General features: G+C 38.9%; 10 protein-coding genes and 1 other RNA gene. 2 read left to right on the top strand and 9 right to left on the bottom strand.

The window, feature by feature from the left end; all coding sequences use genetic code 11:
* Window positions 1-136 precede the first annotated feature (136 nt).
* The 9 genes from EW028_RS01935 to EW028_RS01895 all read right to left on the bottom strand — a co-directional run bounded on the left by EW028_RS01935 (window position 137) and on the right by EW028_RS01895 (window position 10795).
* The gene (locus EW028_RS01935; protein ID WP_048389992.1) at window positions 137-2044 is read right to left on the bottom strand and encodes an ATP-dependent DNA helicase; all 1908 of its coding nucleotides are present in this window, start codon (window positions 2042-2044) and stop codon (window positions 137-139) included.
* An 85-nt stretch (window positions 2045-2129) separates the two neighbouring features.
* Window positions 2130-3266, bottom strand: a complete 1137-nt coding sequence (locus tag EW028_RS01930; RefSeq protein ID WP_131519733.1) for a THUMP domain-containing class I SAM-dependent RNA methyltransferase — start codon at window positions 3264-3266, stop codon at window positions 2130-2132.
* A gap of 3 nt (window positions 3267-3269) precedes the next feature.
* Entirely contained in the window at window positions 3270-5015 is a 1746-nt protein-coding gene (locus EW028_RS01925) for a GGDEF domain-containing phosphodiesterase (RefSeq protein ID WP_131519732.1), read from the bottom strand.
* Window positions 5016-5499: 484 nt separating this feature from the next.
* An RNA gene (rnpB, locus tag EW028_RS01920) (RNase P RNA component class B) lies at window positions 5500-5880 on the bottom strand.
* 60 nt (window positions 5881-5940) lie between these two features.
* Window positions 5941-6237 carry a cell division regulator GpsB gene (gene gpsB / locus EW028_RS01915; protein WP_004269307.1) on the bottom strand — a complete coding sequence of 99 codons (297 nt, stop codon included), beginning with the start codon at window positions 6235-6237 and terminating at the stop codon, window positions 5941-5943.
* A 121-nt stretch (window positions 6238-6358) separates the two neighbouring features.
* Entirely contained in the window at window positions 6359-7606 is a 1248-nt protein-coding gene (locus EW028_RS01910; protein WP_054550769.1) for a ribonuclease H-like domain-containing protein, read from the bottom strand.
* 158 nt (window positions 7607-7764) lie between these two features.
* A complete protein-coding gene (locus tag EW028_RS01905) occupies window positions 7765-10032 on the bottom strand; it encodes a DEAD/DEAH box helicase (protein WP_131519731.1) in 2268 nt (755 codons plus the stop codon).
* Entirely contained in the window at window positions 10007-10390 is a 384-nt protein-coding gene (locus EW028_RS01900; RefSeq protein WP_054550767.1) for a YppE family protein, read from the bottom strand. The genes EW028_RS01905 and EW028_RS01900 overlap by 26 nt, the downstream gene beginning before the upstream one ends.
* A 207-nt stretch (window positions 10391-10597) precedes the next feature.
* Window positions 10598-10795, bottom strand: coding sequence for a hypothetical protein (locus EW028_RS01895; RefSeq protein WP_004225568.1), 198 nt, complete (start codon window positions 10793-10795; stop codon window positions 10598-10600).
* Window positions 10796-11175: 380 nt separating this feature from the next.
* Between EW028_RS01895 and recU the strand changes: the two genes are divergently transcribed.
* Window positions 11176-11820 (top strand): Holliday junction resolvase RecU, encoded by a 645-nt coding sequence (gene recU, locus EW028_RS01890; protein ID WP_048389981.1) that lies wholly within the window; start codon window positions 11176-11178, stop codon window positions 11818-11820.
* Between the two features lie 2 nt (window positions 11821-11822).
* Window positions 11823-14501, top strand: a complete 2679-nt coding sequence (locus EW028_RS01885; protein WP_131519730.1) for a penicillin-binding protein 1A — start codon at window positions 11823-11825, stop codon at window positions 14499-14501.
* The last annotated feature ends 121 nt before the right edge of the window (window positions 14502-14622 follow it).

Here is a 14622-nt window from a genome sequence, read left to right as displayed (position 1 = left end):
TTGCATTACAAAGAACTATATAGCTTAAAAGAGAAATATTCAACAGTTTTTTAAAGATCCATAATTTAACTACACGCATAATGTTATTTCGATATAACAAAAAACGAGCTTACCGTTTGGGTAAACTCGCTTCTTTCTATTTTATTTCTGGTACAACTGCTACTATATTTTCAAAGGCTGCGCGCTGCTTTTGTTCATCTTCATTTAATAAAATGTGAATATCACCATGGTCATTCGATGTACGAATTAAGCGCCCCATCCCTTGCTGCAAGCGTAATTGCATGAAAGGTAATTCCACTTCCTCAAATGGGTTTTCGGCAAATGTACGTTTCGCATCAAATAATGGGTCCTGTGGAGGAAATGGTAAATCATAAATAATCACACGTGTTAATGCTTCCTCAGGCAAATCTAACCCCTCCCATAAATGATATGAACATAATGTTTTAACTGTTCCTTGCTGAAAGTCTCGAACAATGGCTGATAGCTCTCGATCTCCCTCAAATGCTACATACATACGTTCCATTAGTGGTAATTCTGCCTTGAAGTTTAGCATGGCTTGCTTCGATTTAAACAAAATCAACGTTTGCTCGCCATCACGCAGCAACTGCTGAACACGCGCTGTTTTGTCTCGTTGTGTAAGCTCATGTAAATAGATTTTCATAACTTCTTCATAGTCGAATGGGGATGGTACAGAAAATGATTGGTAATCTCGAATTCCTAAACTATAGGCAATATAAGAAAAGTCTTTATTGACCGATAGAGTGGCAGAAGAAAAGACGATTGGAAGCTTTTTAGAGAATAATTTTTCTGCTAAAACTTCTGTGATTAAACGAGGCATAATGACGAGCGTTTCTTCACCATCTGTTTCCTCTAACCAATCTACTGCATCTCCCTGTGCGATGAAAATACGCAACGAAGCCTCATATTGTTCTAAATATTCTTCCGCCATATTTAGCTCATATTCAGGAATCATGTACATTTCTGATTCAAAAACGAATTCTTCCATCAATGTTTCTACATCATCTATTAATTGCTTCCCATAAGCAAGCAATGTTTTTGATTTGTTTATGCGTTTGCGATCTTCATTAGAAGCAACGATATCATCACGAAGCTGATCAAAAAATAGTTCATGATCATCCTGTAATTTCTCCATTGCATACAGTGTGCGCTCGCGTACACCATCTACCATCAAGCGCTCCAGTAATTGCACGATAGTCGTCGCCTGTACTTTATAGGTCATCGCTTTTTGCGCAGCATACTCCAATAAATGTCCTTCATCCAGCACCATCATTGATACCTCAGGCAGTAATGCTAACTGACCTTCACGCTCACGAGATTCCTTTGTAGCTAAATGCTCCATTAGAAAATCTTGTGAACAAATAACAAGATCGGTTGATTTTCGATAATGAGAGCGATGCAATGTTTGCCCACAGCGATTACGAAGGTCACAAACCGAACATTGCATAATCGAATTGTAATTAACCTTTTGCCAATCCTCATCACTGACTGTTGGATAATCACTGCGTTCCCCATATGGATGAACAGCAATCATCGAACCTTGTGCATAAACACCATCAGGGATAGAAAAGGAAATATCATCAATCCATTCATCCGACTCCACTTTCTCTGCTTCCTCAAAGCGTTTTAAGCATAAATACTGATCTCTCGATTTTGCTAGTCGAACATCAATATCAAGTCCTAACGTTTTTTGGAGTTTATAAATATCGCCCCCCTCTTTTACAAGTTGGTCGATTAATGTTTCATCTGCACAAGCAATCAACGCAGGTTTCCCTGTGTAACGTGCGTAGGAAATAGCTGGAAGCAAATAAGCGATCGTTTTGCCAGTTCCCACTCCTGCCTCTGCAAAGAGAACATTTTTTTCTTTTAGTGCTTGTTCTATTTGATAAGCCATAAAGATTTGCTCATCACGGCATTCAAAGCCCTTTTCTGGTAATTCATCATAAAGAACATCGCCCATCCAGTCACCTAATGAATCGAAAAATGAACGGTCCTTTGATAATGCAAATGGTAAAGATTTACGCAATTAATGTTCCCCCTCTAACTATCTGGTGCTATTATACGCGACGAAACGGAAGATAAGAAAAAATCTTATCTTCCGTTACTATTCGTTAATCTCTTTTAGACTTTTGACCCCAGAACTGATAATAATTTGTTTCAATAAAACCATTAAATAATTTACGTTTTTTCGTCGCTTGGCGTCCATATAATTCTTCAAAATTCTTCATGGAGGATAGCATATATACAGACCAAGTTGGATAGTTTTTCATGACCTTCCCAACATCGCGAATCACCTGTTCCACGACTTCCACATCACCAATACGCTCTCCGTACGGCGGGTTCCCAATCATGACACCATCCGTTAACTGTGTTGTAAAATCACGTGCTTGCATTTGCTTAAACGTGATTAACTCTCCAAAGCCTGCTTCCATTGCGTTTTCTTGCGCAATGCTGACCATACGGTGATCAATATCGGAACCAATAATTTCTAAAGGCTGATCATAGTTCGCTAAACTATCTGCTTCATCACGAACCGTATCCCAGATTGCAGCTTTCATCCATGGCCATTCCTCAGAAATAAATTCTCGGTTATAGCCTGGAGCTATATTTTGTCCAAACATCGCCGCTTCCAATGCAATAGTACCAGAGCCACAGAATGGGTCAACAAACGGGCGATTTGGATTCCATTTTGAAATTTGTACAAGTGCAGCTGCTAATGTTTCTTTTAATGGTGCCTCACCTTGAGCCTGACGATAGCCACGCTTATGTAGGCCAGCACCAGATGTATCAATCGTTAGTGTCGCCACATCTTTTAAAATTGAAACCTCAATTTTGTAAGTCGCTCCAGATTCATCTAAAAAGCCAAGTCGCTTATAATACTGTTTCATTCGCTCAACGATTGCTTTTTTGGTAATGGCTTGACAATCAGGTACACTAAATAATTTCGATTTTACGGACTTTCCTGAAACAGGAAAAGCAGCGTCCACTGGTAAATACTTCTCCCAAGGGAGTGCCTTTACACTTTCAAATAATTGTTCGAACGATTTTGCTGGGAATTGCCCAACAACAATCTTTACACGATCCGCTACACGTAGCCATAGATTGGTACGCGCAATCGCCGTTTCATCGCCTTCAAAATATACTTTGCCATTGTCAACGGTTGTTTCATAGCCAAGTGCTTTTACTTCTTGTGCCACAATAGCTTCTAAGCCCATTGCTGACGTAGCTACTAATTGATAGTTTGCCATAGATTATTTCCTTCCTTGATGCTCAATTTCCCAATACTCCATAAACTCCATCAATTCGTTTAACGGGAGTGGTTTGCTGTAATAATAGCCTTGGATAATATCACAGTTCATTTTACGTAGTATATCCACTTGTTGTGCTTGTTCTACACCTTCAGCAACAACTTTCATTTTTAAGCGATGGGACATTTGAATAATCGCATCTACAACTGCCTGTTTTTCATCGAGTGATCCAATATGCTGGATAAAGCTACGATCAATTTTTAAACAATCTAATGGGAAGCGAACCAAATAGCTTAAGGATGAATAGCCAGTCCCAAAATCATCGATTGAGATTTTAAAGCCTAATTGTTTTAAACGAACCAATTTACTAACTGTCTCATTGGCACTGTTCATCACCGTTCGCTCTGTCACTTCTATTTCAAAATTGTTAGCTGGCATATTATAGCGCTCTAATATTGTTTGTATCGACTCCAAAAAATTCTGCTGTTTAAAGTGAATGCTCGAGATATTAATGGCGACAGGTGTTTTCCAACCATATTGTTGCATTTGAATGACTGCCTCACATGCTTTTTCGATAATAAGCTCACTTAATGGAATGATTAGACCTGTATCCTCCGCATAAGTGATAAACTCAGCAGGCGAAACAAAGCCTAGCCTCTCGCTATTCCAGCGGACTAGTGCTTCTAAACCTTGAATCTGCTCATTTTCCATAGAAATCTTTGGCTGAAAATGTAGCTCAAATTCACGGTTTTCTATTGCTCTTCTTAACTCAGAATCTAGCAATAGCACTCGTTGTGCGTCGGTTTGCAGTTCATCAAAATAGAAGGAATAGCCGTTTAATTCATTCTTTTTTGAATAAGTCATCGCTCTATCTGCACAATTGATCAGTTCTTCTGTGTTTTTACTATCAACTGGATAAACGCTAATACCAATACTTGTAGAAATAAAAACTTCCTGATCATTTATCATCATTGGCTGTTCAATACTACTAATAATTTGTTCAGCAAATTTTGCAGCCTCTTTCACATTTTTCACATTGGTTAATGTAATGACGAATTCATCTCCGCCATATCTTGCAATAATATCTTTATTTTTCAGTAATTTTTTTAGTCGATTTGCTACTTCTATTAAAATTGAATCTCCAACAGCATGGCCTAATGTATCATTAATTTGCTTAAATCGATCCAAATCTAAGAAATAGATCGCATGCTGCACTGAATGAGAAATAGCAGAAGTCGATTCCAAGAGATTATCCATTCTTTCGATATAGGCAAAACGATTGGATACATCTGTTAATGAATCCGTGAGCAAACGCTTTTCTAATTCATTTTCTACTATTTTTCTTTCAGACAAATCTGTGAAAATACCACAGTAATTTGTAACCTCACCCTCATCGTTGGTTACACAAACAATTGTTAACCATTCAGGATATACGTCTCCAGTTTTACGACGATTCCATATCTCACCTTGCCAAATGCCTTCTTGTCGTATCTGCTCCCACATCTCTAAATAGAACGGCAATTCATGTACACCAGATTGTAAAACGGCTGGCGTTTTTCCAACCACATCATCACATGTATAGCCTGTCACAAATTCAAAGGCAGGATTAACCATTACTATTTTTTTGTATTTATCAGTAATCATGATACCTTCAGATACATTTTCGAAGATTTTAAGTATTAAGGTAGTCGGATATTTAGATATCAGTTTCAGTTTATCCGTACTTTCCCAATTGTTTACTCCGTTCATGTTTCCGCTCCATCCTATCTCTCTATACTCCCTCTCAGAAGGGCATTTACGTCAGGCCAACCACTATGTAATCTATTACGCTCGGTGTAATTGTCACTGACGCTTCTCTTTCGTGCAATGAATGCGTCCAGATTTTTCGAATTTGCTCGAAAAGCGCCTCAAGTAAATCTATGACAATCGCCGAAGGCATTCTCTTGATAAACAGGTAACCATACACCTAAAACTGATAAACCATTTATAGAGGTAGTTGTTATACCTGGCGTTTGCTTACAATACAAGTATGTGAGCAGTCAAGATCAATACATCACATTGATGCGATAACCGTTTTCAGATGTTGTGACTTAGAAGCGGTAGCGATACTTCTCAAACGTATAGCGCATACCAAGACTTGATTAACAAGGTTACTTTTTCCTCATGAATTCAAAATAAAAGCTCTCCACCGAATTGGAGAGCGCTTGTTATTTCGTAGATAAGCATCAAAAAATTCCATAAGCCATGTTTTGTTCCCGAGTACTCAAACAGCTTGCGCCTCGTACGATCAGGTGGTAATCATCTATCTACAGAGCAAACTCTGTCCCTCTATCCGTTCAATTCCTTCTAGAGAGTGCCCCTACCATAATTTGGGTTTCTCACTCGTGGGGTTTACCTCGTTCCACCTTGCAAGTTTCCAAGCAAGCTTCGTCACTGTGGCACTTTCAGGAAGTGTCAACCATATCCAGAGGACTTAGGTTTTCCTTCCGCCGTCAGCCTTAATAGCTGCCTTACCTTATTTTTTCAGTAAGCACGAACACTACGGTCATCTCAGAACCGTGCGAGCATGGACTTTCCTCTACGACGTCTAGCGCCGCAGCGATTACCAGAATTTCGTGATGATACGAAAGATTATACTAGAGTTTTATGTTAAATACAATATAATTGACTAAATTTATTCGTACAGCTTGCTACCAAATACATGTTTTTCTAAATTAGAAAGACGTTTTAAAATATCAAAATTCGTTGTACCAGCTGCCGCTGAAGCAACCGGTTGTCTCTTAGGTGTGCTTTCAATTTCTTCTTTTAACTGTCTATTTTCTTCACGTAGTTGGGCCACCACTTTTTCAAACGTTTCATAGTCTTGAATAATTTCATCAAGAAAAGAATCTACTTCTTCTACATTGTAGCCTTTAAAGTTCTTTTTAAATTCCTTTTCAAGGATCATTTTTGACGTTAATTTAATGTCCATTCACATCGCCCTTCCTCACACTACATACACGAATACATTATAGCATACTTCATCACATTATATCGTCTGAAAATACTAATTGTAAGGCTAAACTTGTCGTTTCACGCGCTTACCCACGAATTTATTTCTTATTTCCTAATCTGTGTAGTCTCTTTTCCCAAGAAATTTCCCATTTTTGTTTTTGTTCTGCTCTCCATTGCCCATTATTTCGAATGAGACGTATGCCTTCTTGCGTATAATAAAGGGCCTGCTCATAATCCTTCATTTGGTGCTCATAAAGTATGGCTAGCTGCTCAAGGGCATGTAACTTTGTTCTTGCTTCAACAAAATGAAGGGAGGCCACGAATGAGTCAATAGCTTCACTATAGCGTTTATTCTTCTTGTGCTGTAAAGCTAAATAATATTGAGCATGGCCCGCTTCTAGCGCATCAAATTTTGATGTCACCTTTTCTAAAATCCTCACACTTTGTGTGCTTTCTCTTAAATCACCATACCATTTCCCAATGTTGGTGAAAGTTTTTGCTGATTCTTCATGGTCCTGCTCGAACAATAAATACGTAGAATGACTATACAGTGTGATAAGTGATAGTAAATCCCACTCATTATGATGCAAAACCTTTATAAGAGCATCTGGAATGCCACTTTTTACTGCATCCAAATAAATAATAGGTGCGAGATGGCCTGGAATATCCCCTTTACGCGAAAAACCAAGCTTTTCTTCCTCGACAGATTTTAATTTTAAGCGCTCCATATCATTTTTCCATAAACGCTTCGAACTATGCAACAAATCGATCTGTCGCTGAGAGCGTAATTTTGGTAAGGTTTTTTGATGCAATGTCCATCGTGTTTCAAGCTGTGGCCAATCAAAGCTTTTCCCATTATAGGTAATCACAGTAGCTGACTTTTGCCAAAGCTTGGATTCAAATAAGAAGGCTGCTTCATGTGCAGGATCTGCCATAATATATTGTGTGAGGATAAAGGATTCTTCAGCTACTTCTAAAAATCCAAGCAAAAAAATATGGGTCCCAACACCCTTTAAACCTGTTGTTTCCGTGTCAAAAAATAAGACGGATTCTTCCATATCTAGCGCATAAGGATGATCAAACTCAGCATCTTGCCATTTTTTCAGGGCTTCAAAGAATGATTGCAGTTGATAATGTCCATGCTGATAGCTAAACGGATAGCTTACTTGACGCTTAAATACGATGCCGAAATCATTTTCAACAACCGTTAGTCCCGCCTGTTTCCATTGCTCTGTATAGCTTGGCCTAGCAGGCTTTTGGAACGCTGGTTCTTCAACTTTTTTGGCGGACATCGGTTTTTTTCCCAGCATTTTTTTCATTTGTAATATTTTATTTTCGTAAGACATGAATTTCACTCATTTTCTGCTTATTGTATAAGACATCTCTCTTGCAAGAGTAACATGATTGTTAACCTCATTCAAAATATTCTTCGAGGAAAATCGATTTACCATGAATACAAACAAGAGGGTGAAAGAACATATTGGCGTTCCTCACCCTCTGTTTACTATGCCATTAATTGTTGCAGTAATTTAGCTACCTTTCCTTTTGTTTGGAGCAATGATTCTTGTGCCCCAATACAGGAAGGACAGCCTGATTCACATGCACAATTTGTAACATGCTCATATGTTTTCATGATTAGCTCTTCCCATAGTTCATATACCTTTTCACTTAAGCCGATGCCACCAGGATACTTATCATAGACAAAAAACGTTGGCCGCTCATTATGTGTGGCCTTCACCTGTGGTACAACGGCTACATCGCTACTATCACATTGAATAAACAAAGGAATGAAGGCATTCATCGCGTAGGCTACCCCAGTCATAGCATCTGTTAGCTCTTCCTCTGTCCATTTATCTGGTGCTGTAAACGATAGCCACGAAGCACTGGTATGCATTTCATCTGGTGGTAAATGTATAGGTCCTGAGCCAATATTGTCATGTGTGCCGAAGCGTATTTTCTTGAAAATCGTTGCTTGTGCAACTAAGCCAACATCGCCAAAGCAGATTGTACCACCTGCATATGAACGGTTACGATCTTCCTCTAAAACTTTCATTTCAACTGCTAGATTGGCATCTGTATAGTAATCAACATCTACTTCACGTACATAGGCTTTCTTTTCTTCCCAGTCAAGCTTCTCTACTTGGAACTGAATGCCTTGGTGCAAGTAAATGGCTTCTTCATGCAAGAGTGTCATGGCACTATGACGATCCATTTCACCAATAACCTTAGTCTGTGCAGGAATGGTAAGATCAATAATGACTACATTTTCTTGTGACGCTGAACGTAAGCTAATATCATGCGCCGGGAAACGATCACTCATCCAATGCCATTTATCACTCGTCTTAAAAACTACCCCTTCTTCTGCTAAATACTCCAGCAATTCTTGTATGTCATATTCTCCATACGTATCGCCTGTTGAAAAAGGTAGCTCGAAGGCAGCACATTTCAAATGATCCATTAAAATCAGCATATTTTCTGGATAAATACGTGCTTCCTCTGGTGTACTGCCTAGTAAAAATAGTGGATGATTGACTACATACTGGTCCAATGCGGAAGATTGCGCAACATAAATAATCAATGCCTCATCCTGACGTCTCCCTGCACGTCCTGCTTGCTGCCAAGCACTCGCAATATTTCCTGGGTAACCTGTCATAATACATGCTTGTAATTGACCGATATCGACACCTAATTCTAATGCATTGGTGCTAACAACTGTTTGGATTGTTCCATCACGTAAGCCTTTTTCGATGACACGTCGTTCAGATGGCAGATACCCACCTCGATAGCCACGTACAGATTCATCGAGCAGCTTATTACGTGTAAGTTCCTTTAAATAGGTTACAATCATTTCTACTCGTACCCTACTTTTGGCAAAAATAATGGATTGAATGCCAGCCGTGTACAACCTCTTAGCTAAATCACTTACCTCTAATACAGCACTTCTACGCACGCCAAATGTTTTATGAATAATCGGCGGATTGTAAAAAAGAAAGGTTTTCTTACCAACTGGAGCACCCGAATCAGCAATGAGCATGTGTGATTCATTCGTTAGCAGCTCAGCAAGCTCTTTAGGATTTTTTATGGTAGCCGATGTACAAATAAACACTGGTTTACTCCCATAAAATTCACAAATTCTTTTTAATCTCCGAATAACATGCGCCACATGGGAACCAAACACACCTTTGTATGTATGCAATTCATCAATCACAATATATTGTAGATTCTCAAAAAGTGAAACCCATTTTGTATGATGCGGCAAAATCCCCGAATGAAGCATATCAGGATTCGTCATCACGATATGCCCTGCCTTACGAACCTTTTGGCGAATGCCTGGAGCCGTATCTCCATCATAGGTATAGCTTAAAATCTCCTCACCGCTTTGCTCAATGAGCTCATTCAAATCATTTTTCTGGTCCTGTGCCAGTGCCTTTGTTGGAAATAAATAAATGGCACGTGCATTTTTATCCTCCATTATTTTTTGTAGCACTGGCAGATGATAGCAATAGGATTTACCTGAAGCAGTTGGCGTAACCGCTGTAAAAGATGTACCACTCTGTGCCAAATCAAATGCCTCTCGCTGATGTGTATAAAGCTGATCAATCCCTCTTGTCTGTAAGGCTTTCACTAAAGAAGGATGTAAATTCCTAGGAAATGGTGCATAGTTCGCTGGACGCCCTTCTAATGTTTGCCAGTGCAGGATACGCTCTTTAAGTTCTTCATCATATCTCCACTCATGTAAAAGCTCGCTAATCGTTCGTTTCTTCGATAGCATCCTTTTCTCCCTCCTTAACTAATCGTTCAAATATTTTCAAAGTATAGGAAGTAGAATGTATGGCATCTAAAAAACGTTTTTTACTTGTTTCTTTATAAAAAGATTGCACAACAAATTGCTCCATCGATTCAACGACTGAAGCAATTTGTTGCGTATGCATGTATTTTGGTCGATTTTTTTGAATCCATTTATTGGCTTCTTGCTGCCATACCTTTAAAAGTTGATGAATTTCATCTGCATGTGGCTTTACCTCTTGAAAAAAATCAGGTGTTCGATCTTCCTCACGCATTTGCCAAAAACGTGAAACGCACTGATCACATTCATCTATTAATTTGGATGTTTGCTGGATAACTAACAATTTTGCACCTCATCTCTCAACAATTATACATAGCAAATATATTTCGTAGTGACGGCATATACATGCTGAGTATGTTTTGTTCAGCTCGTCAGCTATGGAAATATCACTGTTTATGACACCTATTTACCACACCTTTATGGAAAATAATGTATCAATTTTCATGCTATTGCGTTAGTTCAATTGCTTATAAGATAAGTGTACCAAAGTCTATGATTTTTCACTACTAATAGGCGAACAAGCATTCTTTACTTGCCAGTTCTTTTCTGCTAAGCTTACTTTCTGGCTAACCGCTTTAAGTTGCATAAAAAAATGCAAACTATGAGCATTGTTTTCCAATGACACTCTCGTGAAAAGTAATTGATTGACCAGATCTAACTGCGCAACTAATTGTTCTAACTTGTTCAAAATAACGCCTCCTTTGCTTTACTTTAGTATTCCTCGTATGTATAGAATTACCTTCAGGCGTGACAAAATAAGCGTAAGTTAGCTGAAAGAAGAAGATTTTCGATAAAATTTTAATAGTGAACCTCTGACCAAAAAAATCGTCATGAATGAAAGGTTGCTGTGTGAGTATATTTTCATCCCAATGACCTATTTAAATTTATCAGTTATTTTGACGATTCTAGTAATAATAAAGCTGGCGATTTTTCGACGCAAATTATTCATACGTACCATTTGTTTTCTACTATTCTAGTAACAATTTCATGAATGATGGAGGTAGAGAACAGCTATTAAAACATGGTAAACTAGTGGATAGAAAAGCAGTAAGGTAAAGGGTGAGTTTAATGACAATTCGTTATCCAAACGGGAAATTGTATACCCCAAATGCTTCTGTACAGAAAACAGAAAAAAAGAGCAAAAGCAAAGATTTATCTTTTAGTAATCGCGGGAAGACGCTAGAAGATGAAATTAATGAAGCAAACGACTATTATATAAAAAGGCGACTTGCTATCATTCATAAGAAACCTGTTCCTGTGCAAATCGTCAAAGTAGAGTACCCTTCACGAAGTGCTGCTGTCATTCGTGAAGCTTATTTTCGAACACCCTCTACAACCGACTACAATGGTGTTTGGAATGGGCATTATATAGATTTTGATGCAAAGGAAACGGCTTCCAAAACAAGTTTCCCCTTAAAAAATATTCATGAGCATCAAATGACACATATGCAGCAAGTGACGGAACAAAATGGTGTGGCTTTTATTATCGTTCGTTTTTCTGCTTTTGAGCGATATTTTATTGTGCCATACAAAGTTTTACAAAAGGCCTGGCAAGCAATGGAAAATGGCAATCGTAAATCGATACCCTTTTCGATCATCGAAGAAGAGGCATATGAAATTCCCACGAGCTATTATCCGCGTATCGATTATTTACCTATCATCCAACAATTGATTGATGCAAAATGCTACGGGTCTGAAAGTGAGGAGAAATAAGAATGACTGAACGTCGTCGAACACGTGGAGAGCATCAAAAAGCTCTCGCTGAAAAAAATAAAAAGAAAAAAACGAAACCAGCCTCATCCGCTAAGACATGGTTTAAACGCATTTTCTTAACTGTCTTAGCCATCGGTGTAGCAGGCTTAATTGGAGGAGGTGCATTATTTGCCTTCTATGCAAGCACGGCTCCTGAGCTCGATGAAGAATTACTGAAAGATCCTGTTTCTTCAGAGTTCTACGATAAAAACGGTGAATTATTTGCAACAATCGGTGCTGAAAACCGTAAATATATAAAATATGAAGATATACCTGAAGATATGATCAATGCTATTCTGGCTACAGAAGATGTACGCTTTTTTGAGCATCATGGTATGGATTTTTATCGTCTAGGCGGTGCAATCCTTGCAAACTTCCGTGATGGCTTTGGTGCGCAAGGTGCATCAACTTTAACACAGCAAGTAGTCAAAAACTCATTTTTACAAAACGAGAAGAAATTAAAGCGTAAAGCACAGGAAGCATGGCTTGCCTTCCAATTAGAGCGTAAGTATACGAAAGAAGAAATTTTTGAAATGTACTTCAACAAAATGCTTATGTCAGGTCGTATCTATGGCTTCGGTACAGCCTCACAATACTTCTATGGTAAAGAATTAAAAGATTTAACTTTAGATGAAGAAGCACTATTAGCAGGGCTAGTGCAACGACCAAATGCGTATAATCCATTAAAAAACCCTGAGCTTGCAAAAAAACGACGTAATACCGTTTTAGGATTAATGTATCAACACGGAAAAATTTCTAAAGCCGAAATGGAAGAAGCCAAAAAAGCAGAAGTTCAATCAGGTTTAGCGGATGATGCAACACGCCAATCATTTGCAGGTTCCAAATATGATGCCTTCCTGGATATTGTTATTAATGAATTAGAAAATAATGGTGACGGTTCGGCAATGGCAGAAGGAATCAAAGTCTATACGACGCTTGATCCAAATGCTCAACAAGTTGTAGAAAATGTGATGAATGATGATAGTAATTTCCCAACTGAAGATATTCAGTCAGGTGTGGCGGTCGTTGATACAAAAACAGGTGCCATTCAAGCCGTTGGTGGCGGTCGTAAATATGGTGCAGAACGTGGCTGGAATTATGCCGAGGACTTAACAAATAATCAACCAGGTTCCACAATGAAACCATTAGTCGACTATGGGCCAGCAATTGAATATTTAAAATGGTCTACAGGTCAAACACTTGTCGACGAACCAATGAACTATACAGGTACAAAGCAAACAATCACAAACTGGGATGGCAGATATATGGGTGCCATGACTGCACGTAAAGCATTATATGCTTCACGGAACGTTCCAGCTGTCAAAGCATTACAGGAGGTTGGCACAGAAAAAGCCAAGGAATTTGTTGGACGTTTAGGAATTGAAACAGAAAACCTCTATGAGTCCGATGCAATTGGCGGTGGTGCTATTACTATCTCTCCTATTCAAATGGCAGCTTCCTATGCTGCTTTCGGTAATAACGGGGTCTATACAGATCCACATTCGATTACAAAAATTGTCTATCGAGATGGTAAAACGTCTAAAAACTATACACCTGAGTCTAAAGTGGCTATGAATGATTATACGGCTTACATGGTAACAGACATGCTACGTGATGTAGTCGGCAATAAGCCTGATGCCTCAGGAACTGCAGCCAATGTGCCTGGCTTGGATATCGCAGGTAAAACAGGTACAACTAACTATTCAGCAGAAGACTTTAACAAATATAATTTACCGAATACAAGTGTGCCAGATTCATGGTTTGCTGGTTACACAACTAACTATTCCATCGCTATATGGAGTGGCTATGAAAAACACTTTGATCCAATTACAACGTGGGAAGAACGTCGATTACCACAAAACTTATTTAAGACGATTATGCAAGAAATTTCAGCGAATGTTGAGACAGCTAGCTTTAAAAAGCCAAGTACTGTTGTAGAAGCAACGGTGGAAGTAGGCTCTAAACCTTTAAGATTGGCAAGTGACTATACACCTAGCGAACTACGTCAAACAGAGTTATTCGTTCGCGGGACTGAACCAACAGAGGTTTCTGAGGTCTATGAGGCGCCAGAGCTATCTACACCTTATAATGTTTCAGCAAACTTAGATTTAGGAGCACAGTCGATCAATATTTCTTGGGAACATGATGCCATCCTAAATCCAGAAACCGATGAACCATTACCAACTTCATTTGAAGTTTCTGCCACACGTGAAGGTGGAGAAACGGTTGTCCTTGGCACAGCAGACACGAAAGGCCTAACTGTTGCTAACACACTTGAAGATGGTAACTATACAATCTCTGTCGTAGCCATTGTAGATGGCACACGCAGTGAGCCTGGGACAACTACCTTCCAGATCACAAGTACCCCTGAGGAAGATTTGGAAACAGAAGATCCAGATGAACCAGATATTGATTTACCGATTGATCCTGGTCAAGAGGATAATGATCAAGGTAATAACAATAATGGTAATGGCGACAACGGTAATAACAACAATAATAATGGTAATAACGGGCATGGAAATGGCAATGGGCATGGAAATAACGGCAATGGTGGAAACAATGGCAATAATGATGGAAATCAGCAGCCAACACCTCCTACCGAGCCTACCAACCCAAATGAAGAAGACCAAAGCTCAGAATAAAGAAAAAAACCGAGAAGCAGTTCATTCACTGCTTCTCGGTTTTTTTATTGATGAAGGGCTTTGAGGAGGCTATCCGTCAGTTTTGACGGTCTATCCTTCACTCTACAAGGTCTATTCGCCA

The sequence above is a fragment of the Lysinibacillus sp. OL1 genome, from assembly GCF_004332175.1.
GTDB classification, from domain to species: Bacteria; Bacillota; Bacilli; order Bacillales_A; family Planococcaceae; genus Lysinibacillus; species Lysinibacillus capsici.
Note: the sequence above shows the minus strand (reverse complement) of the source record. Positions and strands in the feature narration are given on the sequence as shown.